The organism is Flavobacterium soyae, assembly GCF_021245985.1.
Classification (GTDB): domain Bacteria; phylum Bacteroidota; class Bacteroidia; order Flavobacteriales; family Flavobacteriaceae; genus Flavobacterium; species Flavobacterium soyae.
Genome location: NZ_JAJQXA010000008.1, coordinates 132,349 through 150,700, shown reverse-complemented (window position 1 = coordinate 150,700; position 18,352 = coordinate 132,349). Strand labels below are relative to the sequence as shown.

Annotated in this window: 16 protein-coding genes; 10 read left to right on the top strand and 6 right to left on the bottom strand. The window is 33.5% G+C overall.

The genetic code is table 11. The features are described 5' to 3' along the window. Window positions 1–116 precede the first annotated feature (116 nt). The 7 genes from LUU93_RS12205 (at window position 117) to LUU93_RS12175 (ending at window position 5,772) form a co-directional block, all read left to right on the top strand. Complete coding sequence (locus tag LUU93_RS12205; protein ID WP_232681397.1) at window positions 117–1,013, top strand: EamA family transporter; 897 nt, start codon at window positions 117–119, stop codon at window positions 1,011–1,013. 87 nt (window positions 1,014–1,100) lie between these two features. Next, complete coding sequence (locus tag LUU93_RS12200; RefSeq protein ID WP_232681396.1) at window positions 1,101–1,457, top strand: DoxX family protein; 357 nt, start codon at window positions 1,101–1,103, stop codon at window positions 1,455–1,457. Window positions 1,458–1,490: 33 nt separating this feature from the next. Beyond that, a complete protein-coding gene (aqpZ, locus tag LUU93_RS12195; protein ID WP_232681395.1) occupies window positions 1,491–2,198 on the top strand; it encodes an aquaporin Z in 708 nt (235 codons plus the stop codon). A gap of 30 nt (window positions 2,199–2,228) precedes the next feature. Then, a complete protein-coding gene (locus LUU93_RS12190; RefSeq protein ID WP_232681394.1) occupies window positions 2,229–2,471 on the top strand; it encodes a GlsB/YeaQ/YmgE family stress response membrane protein in 243 nt (80 codons plus the stop codon). 116 nt (window positions 2,472–2,587) lie between these two features. After that, window positions 2,588–3,424 (top strand): sterol desaturase family protein, encoded by an 837-nt coding sequence (locus LUU93_RS12185; RefSeq protein ID WP_232681393.1) that lies wholly within the window; start codon window positions 2,588–2,590, stop codon window positions 3,422–3,424. A gap of 112 nt (window positions 3,425–3,536) precedes the next feature. Continuing rightward, entirely contained in the window at window positions 3,537–3,815 is a 279-nt protein-coding gene (locus LUU93_RS12180; protein ID WP_073416753.1) for a DUF2805 domain-containing protein, read from the top strand. Between the two features lie 100 nt (window positions 3,816–3,915). Next, window positions 3,916–5,772: a M61 family metallopeptidase gene (locus LUU93_RS12175; RefSeq protein WP_232681392.1), complete on the top strand. Its 1,857-nt coding sequence runs from the start codon at window positions 3,916–3,918 to the stop codon at window positions 5,770–5,772. A gap of 158 nt (window positions 5,773–5,930) precedes the next feature. Here the strand turns inward: LUU93_RS12175 and LUU93_RS12170 are convergent, their stop codons facing one another. Beyond that, window positions 5,931–6,374, bottom strand: coding sequence for a hypothetical protein (locus LUU93_RS12170; RefSeq protein WP_232681390.1), 444 nt, complete (start codon window positions 6,372–6,374; stop codon window positions 5,931–5,933). Window positions 6,375–6,684: 310 nt separating this feature from the next. Beyond that, window positions 6,685–9,024: a GH92 family glycosyl hydrolase gene (locus LUU93_RS12165; RefSeq protein WP_232681389.1), complete on the bottom strand. Its 2,340-nt coding sequence runs from the start codon at window positions 9,022–9,024 to the stop codon at window positions 6,685–6,687. A gap of 120 nt (window positions 9,025–9,144) precedes the next feature. Here LUU93_RS12165 and LUU93_RS12160 point away from each other — a divergent pair, with 120 nt between their 5' ends. Beyond that, window positions 9,145–9,768, top strand: coding sequence for a M949_RS01915 family surface polysaccharide biosynthesis protein (locus LUU93_RS12160; RefSeq protein ID WP_232681388.1), 624 nt, complete (start codon window positions 9,145–9,147; stop codon window positions 9,766–9,768). A 508-nt stretch (window positions 9,769–10,276) separates the two neighbouring features. Here LUU93_RS12160 and LUU93_RS12155 read toward each other — a convergent pair. The 4 genes from LUU93_RS12155 to LUU93_RS12140 all read right to left on the bottom strand — a co-directional run bounded on the left by LUU93_RS12155 (window position 10,277) and on the right by LUU93_RS12140 (window position 15,265). After that, a complete protein-coding gene (locus tag LUU93_RS12155) occupies window positions 10,277–10,885 on the bottom strand; it encodes a GNAT family N-acetyltransferase (RefSeq protein WP_232681387.1) in 609 nt (202 codons plus the stop codon). 319 nt (window positions 10,886–11,204) lie between these two features. Beyond that, window positions 11,205–11,561 (bottom strand): hypothetical protein, encoded by a 357-nt coding sequence (locus LUU93_RS12150; RefSeq protein WP_232681386.1) that lies wholly within the window; start codon window positions 11,559–11,561, stop codon window positions 11,205–11,207. A gap of 143 nt (window positions 11,562–11,704) precedes the next feature. Beyond that, window positions 11,705–12,883 carry an AIR synthase related protein gene (locus LUU93_RS12145; protein ID WP_232681385.1) on the bottom strand — a complete coding sequence of 393 codons (1,179 nt, stop codon included), beginning with the start codon at window positions 12,881–12,883 and terminating at the stop codon, window positions 11,705–11,707. A 192-nt stretch (window positions 12,884–13,075) separates the two neighbouring features. Beyond that, window positions 13,076–15,265 (bottom strand): glutamine synthetase III family protein, encoded by a 2,190-nt coding sequence (locus LUU93_RS12140; protein WP_232681384.1) that lies wholly within the window; start codon window positions 15,263–15,265, stop codon window positions 13,076–13,078. A 431-nt stretch (window positions 15,266–15,696) separates the two neighbouring features. Here LUU93_RS12140 and LUU93_RS12135 point away from each other — a divergent pair, with 431 nt between their 5' ends. After that, window positions 15,697–16,713 (top strand): glutamine synthetase beta-grasp domain-containing protein, encoded by a 1,017-nt coding sequence (locus tag LUU93_RS12135; RefSeq protein ID WP_232681383.1) that lies wholly within the window; start codon window positions 15,697–15,699, stop codon window positions 16,711–16,713. A 496-nt stretch (window positions 16,714–17,209) separates the two neighbouring features. Further along, window positions 17,210–18,175 carry a TerC family protein gene (locus tag LUU93_RS12130; RefSeq protein WP_232681382.1) on the top strand — a complete coding sequence of 322 codons (966 nt, stop codon included), beginning with the start codon at window positions 17,210–17,212 and terminating at the stop codon, window positions 18,173–18,175. Window positions 18,176–18,352: the final 177 nt, after the last annotated feature.

Genomic DNA, 18,352 nt, shown 5'->3' with positions numbered 1-18,352 from the left:
AATACCATAATGCATCGCAGACACACACATTGACAATATTTACATATATTTTCTATTAATTCTTAAACAAAATAACTTACCTTTGCCGGCTTGAATTTTTAAAACAAACAATCAAAATGTCACAAAATAACGTATTAAAGGGAGTGCTTTTAGTTGCTTTAGGAGCTACAACTTACGGAATGTTAGCCACTTTTGTAAAAATGGCATATTCTGAAGGATATTCAACTGCAGAAGTAACAACCTCTCAATTTGTACTTGGAATAATTGGTATTTTGATCATCAACACTTTTCAAAAAGTAAAAAATAAGGAAAAGGTTGTAAAAGCTACTTCAAAAAATATATTTCATTTAATGCTTGCCGGAACCTCGTTAGGAATGACAAGTTTGTTCTACTATCTGGCAGTTAAATTTATTCCAGTTTCAATTGGAATCGTTTTATTAATGCAGACTGTTTGGATGGGAGTTTTACTTGAAATGATTTTAGAAAAAAAATTACCCTCAAAACAAAAAGTCATTGCTGTTTTTATTGTGCTGATAGGAACTGTTTTAGCTACTAATATTATCAATAATGATATTGTGCTTGACTGGCGCGGAATTGTATGGGGAGTTCTCGCTGCAGCTTCATTTACTACAACAATGTTTACTGCAAACCGTGTTGCAACAGGAATTTCTTCTGCACAACGCAGTTTATATATGCTTCTTGGCGGAGCCGTAATTGTATTTACTTTCGGTTTTTTTACTCAGGTTACACCTTTCAATCTGGCAATTTTCCTGAAATGGGGAATTGTTTTATCTTTATTCGGAACTATTATTCCACCACTTTTAATGAACTTAGGTTTTCCATTAACCGGAATTGGATTAGGAAGTATCGTTTCTGCATTGGAACTTCCGGTTTCTGTAATGATGGCTTATATTTTATTAAACGAACAAGTAATTCTTTCTCAATGGGTTGGAATCATTTTGATCATCTTGGCAATCATTATTATGAATGTAAATTTTAAACAAAAAAAATAATGCTTTTTTGCAATAATTAAAATAAATGATCTTGTAGTGTAATAATTGTTAATTTTTTTATAAATTCGTGATAAACAATTAATTATCATGATTTTACCCTGGCATTTATATTTAATGGCGATACTTTATATACTTGCAGGTATTAATCATTTTCGAAGTCCGGAAATGTACATCAGAATCATTCCTCCAATATTCAAGAAACCTAATATAATAAATATTTTAAGTGGAGCTGCTGAAATACTATTAGGCATTCTGCTGATGCTTTCTTTTACAACACATTTGGCAGCATGGGGGATTATTGCATTACTAATTGCTATATTTCCTGCAAATTTATACATGCTGCAAAATAAAAAAGCGAGTTTTGGTTTACCAAAATGGATTTTATTTGTACGTTTGCCCTTACAGTTTGTTTTGATTGTTTGGGCGTATCTATATACCTTTTAACAATCAAATCTATTAATCTAAAATTATTTTATTATGAAAAAATTGTTTGCAGAGTTCTTTGGAACTTATTGGCTGGTTTTTGGAGGTTGTGGAAGCGCCATTTTTGCTGCTGGTTATCCTGAATTAGGAATCGGGTTTGCAGGTGTTGCTTTAGCATTTGGTTTAACTGTTTTGACAATGGCATATGCCGTAGGGCATATCTCAGGCGGGCATTTTAACCCGGCAGTATCATTTGGTTTATGGGCTGGAGGGAGATTTCCTGTCAAAGATCTTATTCCGTACATTATTGCACAATGTATTGGTGCAATTGCTGCTGCGGGAACATTATATACAATCGCATCCGGAAAGGCAGGATTTATAATCGATAATACCAAAGCCGGAGCATTTGCATCTAATGGTTTTGGTGCATTTTCTCCTGATGGATATTCATTACAAGCAGCTTTCATAGCCGAATTTGTACTTACTTTATTTTTCTTATTAATAATTTTAGGTGCAACAGATAAATTTGCAAACGGAAGATTTGCCGGTATTGCAATTGGTCTTGGACTAACATTGATTCATTTAATTAGTATTCCAATTACAAATACATCTGTAAATCCTGCAAGATCATTATCTCAGGCAATTTTTGCAGGCGGAGAACCACTTTCGCAGGTTTGGCTATTTTGGGCAGCTCCAATTTTAGGTGCCATTGCAGCCGGGTTTATTTATAAAACATTACTTCAAAATCATGCAGAAGCATAACTGATTTTAATTATAACTAAAAAAAATATTATGGAATTTTTGTATTTCTTATTAATAGGAGCAATTTCCGGCTGGTTAGCTGGTCAAATTTGGAAAGGTGCCGGTTTTGGTTTAATTGGCAACATCATTGTTGGAATTATTGGTGGATTTGTAGGCGGCTGGATTGCCGGTAAATTTGGTATTGGCGGCGGCGGACTTTTATGGCAGATTATAATTGCTGTGGGAGGTGCATGGGTCTTATTATTTATTATCAGCTTGATTAAAAAAGCATAAATATTTAATCATTTTTAAAATTTAAGGAGAAAATCAGATATATTTATATTTGGTTTTCTCTTTTTCTTTGGTTTAAATCAAAAAAAAGTTTCATTTCAACTCAAATCTTATTTGTTATGAACGAAATTATTTCTTATTTCAGCTCTATTCCGTCTTCACACCGGAGTCTTATCTTAGTTGGCGGAATTACACTTTTTTGGGTGATAGAAAATACTTTTCCGCTATTTCAAATGCAGTACAAAAAATGGCATCATGCCGGAATTAATATTTTCTTTACCATCACTACTATTATTGTCAACTTTATTCTGGCTTTCATTTTAATAAAAACAGCCAGCTGGACAACTGAGAATAATTTCGGGATTTTACAATGGCTTCCGGAAATGCCTATTTGGCTTTATACTATTATTGGATTGCTTTTATTGGATTTGGTTGGTGCCTATTTAGTACATTTTATAGAACATAAAATAAAGTTTTTATGGCGTTTTCACATTATTCATCATACTGATACCTGGATTGATACAACAACAGCAAACAGACATCACCCGGGTGAGAGTGTAATTCGTTTTCTGTTTACTGCGCTTGGCGTATTAATCGCAGGAAGCCCAATGTGGATGGTATTTTTATATCAGTCCTTATCTGTTATATTCTCACAATTTAATCATGCAAATATTTCGCTGCCAGATAAGCTGGATTTTTTCTTAAGTTACTTTATAGTTTCTCCTAATATGCATAAAGTACATCATCATTATGTTCTTCCTTATACAGACAGCAATTATGGTAATATATTTTCTGTTTGGGACCGGCTTTTCGGCACATATATCACTTTGTCAAAAGATAAATTAGTTTACGGTGTAGATACTCATATGCTGCCCGAAGAAAACAACCAATTGAAAAATTTATTGCAAATTCCGTTTCAAAAATCAAGATCTGCAAAAAACACTAAAAATCAATAAAAAAAATATACTTAGGCGTACCAACTAATTATTTTTTTTATTAATATTGATATATAAAATGAAAATCAATCTATTAATCATTAACCCTCTATTTTGAATTAATTTTCACGAGATGAAAAAGAGTAACCGCAAAGAATTGAATTGGGAACAAACGGAAAGACTAGTTTCGTTAGCCTTAGAAGAAAGAAATCCATTTGAAATCATAAAAAAAGAATTTGGATTGGCAGAAAAAGAAGTTCTTGAAATCATGAAAAAGAAAATGCCTCTTGAAAAATTTGAGATGTGGAAAAAGAAGGCTATTGCAAATAAGCCGAAACCCAAACCAATTAAAATTGATGATTTTGACGAAGACCTTGACGGAAAATATTACATAAAGAATAAGTTAGACTAAGATCAAAGCTCCTGTTTTTCAGGAGTTTTTTTTATATTTATAAATTATTGTAACATTTTTGTGATTTTTAAGTCATATACACATAACTAAACAATATCAAATGAAAAAAATACTTTACACTTTAGCTCTTGCAGTAACGCTTTGGAGCTGTAAAACGGGAAGTTCTTCAGTTTCTGAAAAAAATGTCGTAGACGTTAACATTAATCTTGTTGATGTAAAAAATGACAAAGTTTTGGTAACTGTAACACCTCCGCCAATTAAAACAGATGAAATCATCTACAGCATTCCAAAAACAGTTCCCGGAACTTATTCTACTGATAACTACGGAAAATACTCAGAAGATTTTAAAGCTTATGATGCTAAAGGAAATGCTTTAACAGTAAATAGACTTGGTGATAATTCATGGTCTATTTCTAATGCTAAAGCGCTAAAAAAAATTACTTATTTAGTTAATGACACTTTTGACACTGAAAAAGGAACCGGATTTGGTAATGATGATATTTTCTCACCTGCAGGAACAAACATCAAAGCCGGAGAGAATTTCTTAGTAAATACACATGGTTTTGTTGGGTATTTCAAAGACAAATTAGAAATTCCGTACAAAGTTACTATTACACATCCTGAAACACTTTGGGGAGCAACATCAATGAATGATGAAGATGCAAGCAAAACAAGTGACGTTTTTACAACACCTCGTTACGCCGTTTTGGTTGAAAATCCAATTATGTACTCTAAGCCGGATTATACTACTTTTAATGTTAACGGAATGGATATTTTAATTGCTGTTTATTCTCCAACAGGAAAATTTACTGCAGAAAGTATTACGCCAGAAATGAAAACAATGATGACGGCTCAGAAAAACTTTTTAGGTAAAGTAAATTCAACTAAAAAGTATACTGTTTTATTATACTTATCAAGTATGGCAAAAGACGATGCACATGGGTTTGGAGCTCTGGAACACCCAACAGCTACTACAGTTGTGCTTCCGGAATCTATGCCAAAAGAAAGACTGGTAGAATCGATGAAAGATGTTGTTTCTCACGAGTTTTTTCATATTGTAACTCCATTGACTATTCACTCAAAAGAAATCCAGTATTTTGATTATAATGACCCAAAAATGTCTGAACATTTATGGATGTACGAAGGTGTAACAGAATATTTTGCAAATCTTTTCCAGATTAATCAAGGTTTAATTGATGAAGCAGAATTCTACACTAGAATTGCTGATAAAATTGAGCAGGCTAAAAAGTTAGATGATACAATGTCATTTACTAAAATGAGTGCTAACGTTTTAGAACAGCCTTATAAAGACCAATACTTAAATGTGTATCAAAAAGGTGCTTTGATTGGGATGTGTATAGACATTATCATTAGAGAAAAAAGCAACGGTGAAAGAGGAATCCTTGATTTAATGCACAAATTATCAACTGAATATGGTGTTGAAAAACCGTTTAACGATAATGAGTTATTTGCTAAAATTACACAATTAACTTATCCTGAAGTTGGAGATTTCTTAAACAAATATGTTGCCGGAACTACTCCAATCCCTTACGATTTTTATCTTGCAAAAGTTGGAGTAACTAAATCTACTGAGAAAAAAGCCGGAGCAGTTTTCTTAAAAGGGCAAACTCCATACATTACAATTGACAAGCAGACAAAAGAAATTGCAGTTCGCTCTGATGTTGAACCAAACGATTTTTTCAAGAATTTAAATTTAAAAGGCGGAGATATCATTTTAGCAGTTAACAACAAAGCATATTCTTTAGAAAACATTTACGACCTTATTGGTGAAAGTGAAAAATGGAAAGAAAATGATCCAATCGCTGTAAAAATAAAACGCGCCGGTAAAGAAGAAACTATTAAAGGAACTGTAAAATTACCATACGAAGAAACTGAGACTTTTAAAGCTACTGATGCTTCAAAAGACAAACTTAGAAATGCATGGTTAAAAGGGTAATTTCTTTTAAACTCATAAAAAAAACCGACAATCACTTGTCGGTTTTTTTATTTTGTCATCCTGAGGAACGAAGGATCACACTAGGAACTCTACAAAGCATGTCGACAATCTATGTCGATCAACTAGTGTGATCCTTCGTTCCTCAGGATGACAAATTACTATTTCTTAACCGGAAACTTCCAGTCAAACTCATCTTTATTATTGATAATTGCGCCAATTTCAAACTTTACTACCTCATCAAATTCTGTTTGAAGAATAAACCAATTGTCTTCATTGAAATAATTTTCGAAAGTATCAAAAGTTTCCTGATTGTATTTAGTAATTCCTTTTGCAGCGAAATCTTTCTTTACATCAGCAATTTTTCTTCCGATTAATTTGAATCCGAAAACTTCTAAATCATTGCTTGAAGCTACAAGATAACCAAGTTTTAAATCTTCTTCTTCATAAAATGTCAATCTGATTTTGTATGCATTATAAACAAAAATCACATTGTCATCTTCATCTTTATAATTTTTATCAGGTTTTCCTAAAACAGCTGTAACATCGTTCTGCTTCATTCCGAAAAGCAATTTATCAATTCCTGATTTTAAATTTATTTTCATATCGCGTGTAATTTTATTTGAAGTGCAAATTTCGTGAAGTTTTTTGTTGTTCCGCCACGAATTGCACAAATTTTCTCGAATTTTAATATTGTTCTCTTGTCAGGCTGAGCGATCCCGATCTTTGTTTATTTTTTGCCGCAAATTTCACGAATTCTAATTTTGTACTCTTGTCAGATTGAGCGAAGTTGAAGCCCTTTTTTCATCGCAAAAGCCCTTCGACTTCACTCAGGGTGACATTGGTAATATTACATCACTACAATAAATAAACATCAGTGTAAACCCGTTTCATCCGCCAAATCCGCGGTCATCTTTAATTTTGATAATATTTCTTATTAGGTTTTGCGCTCATATAAAAAGTAATTTTTCCTCCATTAATAACATCTGCATGTTTTAAAAACGGTTTGTCCAATTGTTTTCCGTTCAATAAAACTTTGCTTACAAACACATTTTTATCCGATTGATTTACCGTTTCGACTTCAAATGTTTTACCGTTTTCTAAATTGAAAACAGCTTTTTTAACCAGCGGACTTCCCAATGCATATTCATCAGAACCCGGAGCAACGGGATAAAACCCTAAATTGCTGAAAATATACCAGGCACTCATTTGCCCGAAATCGTCATTTCCGCCTAAACCATCGGCGCCGTTTCGGTACATTTTTTTCAGAATCATTCTGATTTTATCCTGAGCTTTCCACGGAGAATCTGTCCAATTGTACAAGTACACAACATGGTGCGAAGGCTCATTTCCGTGAACATAATTTCCTATAATTCCGTCTCTTGTAATATCTTCTGTGTTTTCAAAATATTTATCTGGCAGGTGCATGTTGAATAATGAATCTAAACGAACTTTAAATTTATCATTTCCACCCATCATTTTAATCATCTCGGCAGGATCCTGCGGTACGTATAAACTATAATTCCACGAATTCCCTTCGATAAAACCTTGTCCGTGTGTATCAAGCGGATCAAATTCTTTTTTGAAAGTTCCGTCGTTTAATTTAGGACGCATAAATCCTGTTTTCTCGTCGTAAACGTTTTTATAATTCTTTGATCTTTCTATGAATTCATTATAAATATCCGTTTTTCCTAATTTCTTCGCTGCCTGTGCAATTGCCCAATCATCATAAGCATATTCTAAAGTTTTAGAAACTGATGAACTGTTTTTATCTTCAGGAACATATCCCTTTTTTATATAATATTCCAATCCGTCGAAATACGGAACTTTTGCTGTATTTACACAAGCCTGAAGTGCTTTTTCAGCATCAAAATTTATATTTCCTTTTACAATTGCATCGGCAATTACAGAAACGGAATGATACCCAATCATACACCAGTTTTCATTTGCATAATGTGACCAGATTGGCAGCATTTTATGAACACTTTGATCTGAATGTGCGAGCATCGAACTTATCATATCAGCATTTCTGGCAGGCTGCACAATGTTGAATAACGGGTGCAAAGCTCTATAAGTATCCCACAATGAATAACTGGTATAATTTTTAAAATTATCGGCTTTATGTACATTCATATCCAAACCTTTGTAATTTCCGTCAAGGTCCATATATTCTGTTGGGCCTAAAAAAGCGTGGTACATTGCGGTATAAAAATTCACCAAATCTTCTTTTTGAATGGTTTCAACCTGAATTTTATTCAGTTCTTTATTCCAAATTTCCTGACTTTGTTTTTTAACACGTTCAAAATCCCAATCCGGAATTTCTTTTTTCATGTTTTCTAAAGCTCCTGCAGAACTTACAGGCGATAAAGCCATTTTGATTTTGATTTTTTCGCCTTCGTTTGTATCAAAATCAAAAAACAATTTTAGGTTTTGCCCTGCCATTTCGGGGAAATTTTTCGTTTGATCGAATCTTCCCCAAAAGCCTCTGTAAACACTTTTTTCCTGCGCGGCCTGTCCATAACTTTTAATTGGTTTGCTAAAAGACATTGCAAAATAAACGGTTCTGGTTCTCGCCCAGCCGTTTGTCTGGCGATAACCCGTAACTAAAGTATCGTTTTCTACACGTACAAAAGTCCAGACATTTTTTTTATCATAATTGTAAATTCCCGAAGTTAAATCGAGAATAATGTGTGCTTTATCTGATTTTGGAAAAGTATATTGGTGCATTCCTACTCTGGTAGTCGCCGTAAGCTCGGCTTTAATATTATGATCCTCCAGAAGAACGCTGTAATAAGCCGGTTCTGCTTTTTCTGCTGCATGAGAAAATGCCGATCTGTAACCTGATAATGGTTTTGAAGCAACACCGGGATTCAATTGCAATTTGCCGGTTGTTGGCATAATTAGAAAATCTCCTAAATCAGAGTGGCCAGTTCCGCTAAAATGGGTGTGACTAAAACCTACAATTGTTTTATCTTCATATTGATATCCTGCACAATATTTATAAACTTCGCCATTGTATTTTCCGTTTAAGCTGTATGCAATTGTATCTGTTTCCGGGCTTAACTGCACGCTCCCAAACGGAACTGTAGCTCCTGGATATGCGTGTCCCATTTTTGCTGTTCCAATCATTGGATCTACATATTGAATCAAATTTCCAAGGCTGTTTCCCTTTTTCTGCGCATTTGTATTTGCCGTAAAAGCAAGCATTAAAATTCCAAATGCAATAATAAAAGCAGGTTTTTGTACAATATTCATCAGGTCTTTTTCAGTAATTGTTTGGTTCAGAAAATTACGATAAAATATAGTTTTAAAAAATTTAAATTTTAAACTCAACAGCATTTGAATATCTTTGGTTTTCTAAACATAACTGCCGAAATGAAAAAAATAACTGTACTCCTGTTTCTTCTAAATTCTATATTTGCTTTCTCTCAAAAAATTGAAAGTTATAAATTATCCAAAGAACAAATAACTCAAAGAGAGCTTGATAAAATTTCTGATTTTCCTATTTACAGAGCTTTTGAATACAAAGATAAAGGCGGGGTTACTAATTTGGTTTTAACCGAAAATCAAAAAAATATTTCAAAAAAAGATACTTTAAATACTAAAATTCAGGCGATTTGTGTCATGAATGATCATGGCGGCTTTTTGGAAAAATGGAGAATTAACGATTTACTGGAAGATTATAATCCGAAAGAAACTACAATTTGGTTTTGGACAAAATATTGCAGTACCAAAGATCTTGATGGTGATGGCTACATTGATCCGGTGATTGTCTACGGATCAAAAACGGAATATGACGAAATTAGACGTGTAAAAATTATTACGGTTTATAACAACAAAAAATATGTAATTCGTGCAGTAGAATGTGATTTAGATCATTGCAGAAGTTTTAAGAAAGACCAAAACTGGAATACATTACCTCAAAAGATAAAAACTCATATTGATCAGTTGGTGGTGAGGCTTCGAAAAGAACAAAATTTGTTATTGAAAGATGGATAAATTAATGAGAAATTCCAATAATGGTTATGGAAAATTCAATTTTGAAATTCCAAATTCCAATAATAAAAGTCAATGGAAATAAATTTCAAGTTTGAATGACAAATTCCGTAGGAACGGTTCATTTAGCATAATAAAACAGGTCGAACCATGGTTCTTTTTTACTTTCTGTTTCTTTTAAACTGGATTGAAATCCGGCCCTACAATATTGGTCGAACCTATGGTTCTTTTTTCCCTTCTGTTTCTTTTAAACTGGATTAAAATCCAGCCCTACAATATTGGTCGAACCTATGGTTCTTTTTTTCCTTCTGTTTCTTTTAAACTGGATTAAAATCCAGCCCTGCAATATTGGTCGAACCTATGGTTCTTTTTTCCCTTCTGTTTCTTTTAAACTGGATTGAAATCCGGCCCTACAATATTGGTCGAACCTATGGTTCTTTTTTCCCTTCTGTTTCTTTTAAACTGGATTAAAATCCGGCCCTACAAATATGGAAAAAAACTAACGGCTCTTTTAAAGCTTATTTTTTAGATTTTCTTTTACTTCATCAAACCATTCGTTTTTTAGAATGCTTAAAACGATAGAATCACGACGAACATCGCTATCTCGTGTTGGCATATTGCTTCTTAAAACACCTTCGATTTTACAGCCAATGCTTTTCATTGCAGCAATACTTCGTTCGTTATTATTATCTGCACGAAATTCTACTCGCTCCATTCCAAGGGTTTCGAAAGCAAATTGTAATAATAGGAATTTACAATGTTTGTTTAGTCCGGTTCCTCTAAAAGCAGATCCATACCAAGTATAACCTAATTGTAAGGTTTTGAACTCAAAGTTGATATCGTAAAAACGTGTTGAGCCGGCATATTTTTGAGACTTTTTATCGAAAACTATAAACGGAAATTCTTTCTGGTTTTCTCTTGCTTTAATTGCCAATTGAATATAATTGATCAAATTCTCTCTTCCTTCTGCACTAACTAAAGAATATTTCCAGGTTTCGGGTTCGTTAATAGAAATTTCTAGTAAATTTTCTACATCTGATTCCTGAATAGGACATAATAAAACGAAGTCGTCTTCTAAAACTATATTATCTGTGAAATTGAAATTTGAAACTGCATTCATGTTTTTCTCTATCAATTAAAAAAATTAAGGCTTAAATATTTTACCGCCATTCTTCTATAAAATGTAGTCCCTACGGGCAATGTCATTAAGTTAAGCTTTTAGAAAATAAAATTATTGCAAATCAAATCCGTGTTTATCAGCGTTTTTACGAAGTAAATCTGTTTTATCCGCGTCACAATTAGACGCTGATTTTACTGATTTTTCTAATGACTTTCTTAATTAAACTGTTAAGTAATTTTATAGATTTCCTCTTAACTTAATGACATTGTCCGGAGGGGCTATACTTTTTCTCAATTTCTACTCGATATGCAAAAAATAATTATTCACTCATTTCATCATAACGTTCCGGAACCTGCGGATCGTAAAGCGGACATTTGAATTCTTCCATTAAATCTACTAATTGATTCATGGTTTTTCCTTCGGTGCCGTAACAGTCAATTTTGATGCTTTGCGGTGTTGTAATAACTTGGAAAGCTCCTTTTCCGGCATTATTTTTCCAGCTGTTTTCATCTACTCTTTCCCATTTTGAGAAAACAGAATTGATACGATTGATAATTACCTCAACAGGAAGTTTCTCAAGTCCGTCAACTTCTTCTTTTTCAACAAGAGCCTCGTAAACCTCATGATGGTTTAGGTAAATTTCGTCTAAATATCTCCAAAAAAGCAGTTCGTACATAATACTGGCGTTTTATAAATTGTAGAGACGCACAGCAGTGCGTCTTTCGTAATGTTAGACGCACTGCTGTGCGTCTCTACTAAAAATTCAGATGTTAAAAACTTTGTAACTCTGAACCTTTGATCCTTTGCACCTCAAAAAAATTAATATTCGAATGTTCCGTATTCACTGGTAATAGTAAGCTTTTTAGCATCTGCTGCTTCTACCCTGCCTACGATTTGTGCATCAACATTGAATGATTTTGAAATTTCAATAATATCTTGTGCGATGTTTTCAGGAACGTAAAGCTCCATACGGTGACCGCAGTTAAAAACCTGATACATTTCTTTCCAGTCTGTTTTTGATTGTTCCTGAATTAACTTGAACAATGGCGGAACCGGAAATAAATTATCTTTTATAATGTGTAAATTTTGAACGAAATGTAAAATTTTAGTCTGCGCACCGCCACTGCAATGCACCATTCCGTGAATCTCGTTTGGTGTGTATTTATCTAAAATTTTCTTGATAATTGGTGCGTAAGTTCTTGTTGGAGAAAGTACCAATTGACCAGCATTTATTGGACTATTTTCAACTTCATCCGTTAAATTTACCTGACCTGAATAAATTAATTCCTCGGGAACAGCAGCATCATAACTTTCCGGGTATTTTTTAGCCAGATATTTCCCGAAAACGTCATGGCGGGCAGACGTTAATCCGTTGCTACCCATTCCGCCGTTATATCCTTTTTCATATGTTGCTTGTCCAAAAGAAGCCAATCCAACAATTACATCTCCGGCTTTAATATTTGCATTATCTACAACATCGCTGCGTTTCATACGAGCTGTAACAGTCGAGTCTACAATTATCGTACGAACAACATCTCCAACGTCTGCAGTTTCTCCTCCCGTTGAATGAATTGTTACTCCAAAAGATTTTAGCTCGTTGATTAGTTCTTCGGTTCCGTTGATAATTGCCGAAATAACTTCAGCCGGAATTAAGTTTTTATTTCTTCCAATGGTTGAAGAAAGTAAAATATTATCCGTTGCGCCAACACATAATAAATCGTCAATATTCATGATTAAAGCATCCTGGGCAATTCCTTTCCAAACCGAAAGATCTCCGGTTTCTTTCCAGTACATATAAGCCAAGGATGATTTTGTACCCGCTCCATCAGCATGCATGATTAAACAGTGGTCGTTGTCCTGAGTTAAATAATCAGGGACAATTTTACAGAATGCTTGTGGAAATAAACCTTTATCAATATTTTTTATAGCGTTATGTACGTCTTCTTTTGATGCCGAAACACCTCTTTGTGCATATCTTTTGCTAGAATCTGAACTCATGAAAATTAGTTTGTGTTGATGTGGTGCAAAGATAATCCCTTTTTTTAATTCTTTGGCTTATTCAAATATAGGTTTCAAAAAAGTTTGCCACGAATTGCACAAATTTTCACAAATTTCTATTTCTAAAAAACAAAAATCATCCAATAAGGATGATTTTTGAAATATAAATTCGTGCAATTCGTGGCGAAAAAACTATTTAGTAAACAATAATTCTCTGTATTTTGTTAATGTCCAGCTTTCGTCATCCACTAATAATTCTAATTTATCACAGTGATTGCGGATATCTTCAAAATATGGCTTCACATTATTGCAATATGCTTCGGCCATTTTTTGACCATCAGTTAACTGATTTGCTTTCTTTCTTTCATTGGTCATGGCCAAAACTTTAGAATTGATTCCTTCAATATGACCAGAAATTTCTTTAATTAAAGTAATCTGTTCTTTTGCAATAGTTTCAAATTCTTTTCCGAAGATTTCTTTTAAACCTTTTACATTTTCAATTAATGTATTTTGGTAGCGAATTGCAGTTGGAATTACATGATTTCTGGCAATGTCTCCTAAAACTCTTCCTTCAATCTGAATTTTCTTGGTGTATTCTTCTAATTCAATTTCATAACGCGCTTCCGCCTCAACATGGTTAAAAATTCCAAGTTCGTCGAATAAGTTTAAAGCTTGTTTCGAAACTTTAGCTTTTATCGCCTCCGGAGTTGTTTTAAAATTACTTAAACCTCTTTTTGCAGCTTCTTTTTCCCAGGCTTCGCTGTAACCATCGCCTTCAAAAAGGATTTTTTTAGATTGTTTGATGTACTCTCTTAAAACATTAAAAATAGCATCATCCTTTTTCATGTCTTTCGACTCGATCAGGTTCTCCACTTCATTTTTAAAATCTATTAATTGTTTTGCCACAATAGCATTCAAGGTTGTCATTGCATTCGAGCAGTTTGCATTTGAACCAACCGCTCTAAACTCAAATTTATTTCCTGTAAAGGCAAAAGGCGAAGTTCTATTTCTGTCAGTGTTATCTAAAAGTACATCTGGAATTTTACCAACCACATTTAGTTTAAGATCTGTTTTTTCTTCTGGAGATAATTTTCCGGTTGTTACACTTTCTAATTCAGATAAAACTTTTGTTAATTGTGCTCCAATAAAAACAGAAATAATAGCCGGCGGCGCCTCATTAGCTCCTAATCTATGATCATTACTAGCTGTTGCTATAGATGCCCTCAATAAAGTTTCATAATCGTTAACCGCTTTTATGGTATTAATAAAGAAAGTCAAAAACTGTAAATTGCTCATTGGCGTTTTACTAGGACTCAATAAATTAACCCCTGTATCTGTTGCCAGCGACCAGTTATTGTGCTTTCCTGATCCATTTACTCCTTTAAATGGTTTTTCATGAAATAATACTTTAAAATCATGACGTTCTGCAACTCTCTGCATTACATCCATTAATAAAGAGTTATGATCTACTGCAAGGTTTGTTTCTTCAAAAATTGGTGCCAGCTCAAACTGATTTGGCGCAACTTCGTTATGGCGTGTTTTTACCGGAATTCCCAACAACATACATTCCTGCTCTAAATCCCTCATATAAGTAAGGGCGCGAGTTGGGATAGATCCAAAATAATGATCGTCTAACTGCTGTCCTTTTGCAGATGTATGTCCTAATAAAGTTCTTCCTGTCATCACTAAATCAGGGCGTGAATTTGCTAAAGCTTTGTCAATCAGGAAATATTCCTGTTCCCATCCTAAGGTTGCAGTTACTTTTTTTACATTTTTATCAAAGTATTTACAAACTTCTGTAGCCGCTTCATCAATTGCAGATAATGCTCTTAATAAAGGTATTTTATTATCTAAGGCTTCACCTGTATAGGCAATAAAAACGGTTGGAATACATAAAGTTGTTCCATATATAAAGGCTGGCGAAGTCGGGTCCCAGGCTGTATAACCTCTTGCTTCAAATGTATTTCTGATTCCGCCGTTAGGAAAACTTGATGCATCTGGCTCTTGCTGTACTAATTGTGCACCACCAAATTTCTCGACAGGATCACTTCCATCATACGATGTTTCAAAAAAAGCATCGTGTTTTTCTGCAGTAGTTCCTGTTAATGGCTGAAACCAGTGTGTATAATGCGTAACACCTTTTGATAATGCCCATTCTTTCATTCCCATGGCGATATAATCTGCCAGTTTTCGTTCTATTTTCGTTCCGTGTTGAATGGCATCTCTTACTCCTTTTAAAGCATCTGAAGTTAAAAACTGCTTCATTGCTTTCTCATTAAACACATTTGAACCAAAAAGATTCGATTTCTTATCTATTTCTTCAAAGTGTACCGGCTTTCTTGTAGAAGCTTCTTTTAAAGCTTGAAAACGTAATGTTGACATGTATATAATTTTAAAAATTCGTAATAGTTTTCACTAAAAAAATGAACAACAAATATAAACAATAAAAGCCCCTTTTTTAAACTTAAACCCGAGAATTTTATACGAAGATTTATCAACAGATGATCCTTTTTTTAAAGAATAATAAAGACGATGTAAAGAAATATAACAAAAAAGCTCAGTATTATTCATTAAATAAACATTTTTTCATAATTTCTTAACCCTAAAATTCAAAAACTCACCTTTATTTTTACGAATTTATTTTTTTTAAGTATTCAAAATTGCTTTTTTAAAAATATACCCCTATCAAAATTGCGCTTCTCAAAAAAATTGTTGTCTGATAAACAAAATAGCCCCCTAATTTTTAGGACTAAAAAAATAAATCTATATTTGACCCAGCGAAAAAACAAAAAAAAAAATAAATTTATATTATTATGGCTAAAATTAAGTTAGAGTACATTTGGTTAGATGGATACGAACCAACTCAAAATCTTAGAAGTAAAACTAAAGTTGAAGAACACGAAAATTTCAAAGGAACATTAGAAGAACTTGGAAATTGGTCATTTGATGGTTCGTCAACAAAACAAGCTGAAGGTGGATCTTCTGACTGTTTATTAGTTCCTGTTGCAATTTATCCAGATCCAACTCGTATTAACGGATATTTAGTAATGTCTGAAGTTATGTATGCTGATGGAACGCCGCACCCTTCTAACGGTAGAGCTACTATTGATGATGATAATGATGATTTCTGGTTTGGTTTCGAACAAGAGTATTTCATCATGGATACTAAAACTTTATTGCCATTAGGTTTCCCTGTTGGAGGTTATCCTGCTCCACAAGGTATGTACTACTGCTCTGTAGGTGGAAAAAACACTCACGGAAGAAAATTAGTAGAAGAACATGCTGATTTATGTATCGCTGCCGGAATTAACTTTGAAGGTATTAACCAAGAGGTTGCCTGCGGACAATGGGAGTTCCAATTATTCGCTAAAGGTGCTAAAAAAGCTGGAGACGAAATCTGGGTTGCCCGTTACCTTTTAGATCGTTTGACTGAAAAATATGGTTACTATATTGAATATCACCCAAAACCACTAGGAGATACTGACTGGAATGGTTCTGGAATGCACGCTAACTTCTCTAACAATGTGTTAAGAACATGTGGAGATCAGGCAACTTATGAAAGAATCTGTGAAGCTTTCCGTCCTGTTACTGCTGAGCACATCGCGGTTTACGGAGCTTACAACGAACAGCGTTTAACTGGTAAACACGAAACTGCTTCTATTCACGATTTCTCTTATGGAGTTTCAGACAGAGGATGTTCTATCAGAATTCCTTTAATGACTGTTCAAAAAGGATGGAAAGGTTGGTTAGAAGACAGAAGACCAGCTTCAAACGGAGATCCATACAAAATTGCTGCAAGAATTATCAAAACTGTTAAATCAGCGCTATAATTTAAAGCTTAGAATATATCTTAAAAGTGCCATCATAATTGCTGGCACTTTTTTTATATCCTTGTTTGTCATTGAGGAGGAACGAAGCAGCCGCACTAAAACTAAAGTGCATATAACGGCACACAGATGACGCTGGTTTAAACAGATTTTTTTATCATTTTCAATAAACACACAGTTTTGTCATTCCTGAGGAACGAGGAATCGCACAAAAACTCTACAAAGATTCACGACTTTCTTTGCGGAATTACTAGTACGATTCTTCGTTCCTCCAATGACAAGATTACGTTAAAAATCTTTATCCAAAACTTTGTCAAAGTTTAAAATTTTGACAAAGTTCTAACAAACAACAACTGTCAGTTCGAGCGAAGTCGAGAACCTTCTAACTTTTACCTCTTACATCTAATAAGATTAATTAAATTTAAAAGTACCTTTCTTATAATTACTTTTTAATTTAAACTTCAAAACTTATCTTTGTAATTCATTTAAAAAAACCATCATGATAGTTTGGACTCTCTTTTTACTGGCCGTAGTTTTTATTCTTGCTTTAGATTTAGGCGTATTCAACAAAACACCGCATATTATCAGCACCAAAGAAGCCAGTAAATGGACATTGATCTGGGTTACTTTATCCTTTTTGTTTTCAGGCGTTATCTACTGGCTTTACACTACAGATTATATTGCAAATCCCGACGAATTAAAACCTGCTGTGGCTTCGATGAAGTTTATTACAGGTTATTTAATCGAATTATCTTTAAGCGTTGACAACATATTTGTAATTGCAATTATTTTCGCCTCTTTTAAAATTCCGCAAAAGTACCAGCACCGTGTTTTATTCTGGGGAATTTTGGGTGCAATTGTTTTTCGTGGTTTAATGATATTCTTTGGCGTAATGCTGATTAATAAATTTAGCTGGACAACTTATGTTTTTGGAGCGTTCTTAGTATTTACTGCTATAAAAATGTTGTTTTCAGGAGAAGAAGAAGATTTCAATCCTAAAGATTCTTTTGTATACAAAACCTTAGGGAAAATTATTCCGATTACTTCACATACGGATCATGAGAAATTTTTCATCTTAACCGAAAAAGGAAAAAAGGCCGCTACTCCGCTTTTTGTTGCTTTAATAGTAATCGAAGTTATGGACGTTTTATTTGCCGTTGACAGCGTTCCGGCAATTTTAGCCATTACCTCAGATCCTTTTTTAGTATTTAGTTCTAATATTTTTGCCATTCTGGGTTTACGTTCTATGTATTTCTTCTTGGCCAATATGCTGGCAAAATTCAGCTTTTTAGAATACAGCTTGGTTGCTATTTTAGCATTTGTTGGTTTAAAAATGCTTTTACACGAATGGGTTCACGTTCCAGAATGGGCTTCGTTAGGATTTATTGCGCTTTCGCTTTTAGTTGGAATTTTGGTTTCGCTTAAATTCGGAAAAGAAAAAGAACTTACTGATTCTGATTTGTAATATCATTTCAAAACATATATTCATAAAAAAAGGAAATCGAAAGATTTCCTTTTTTAAAATCTCTTTTTAATATAATTACCAAAAAAACAAGACAAATACTATAATTTAACTTTTAAAAATAAGATTTTACGCATTTAAATACTATTTTTATCTCATTATAAACCTTAAATTTTTATC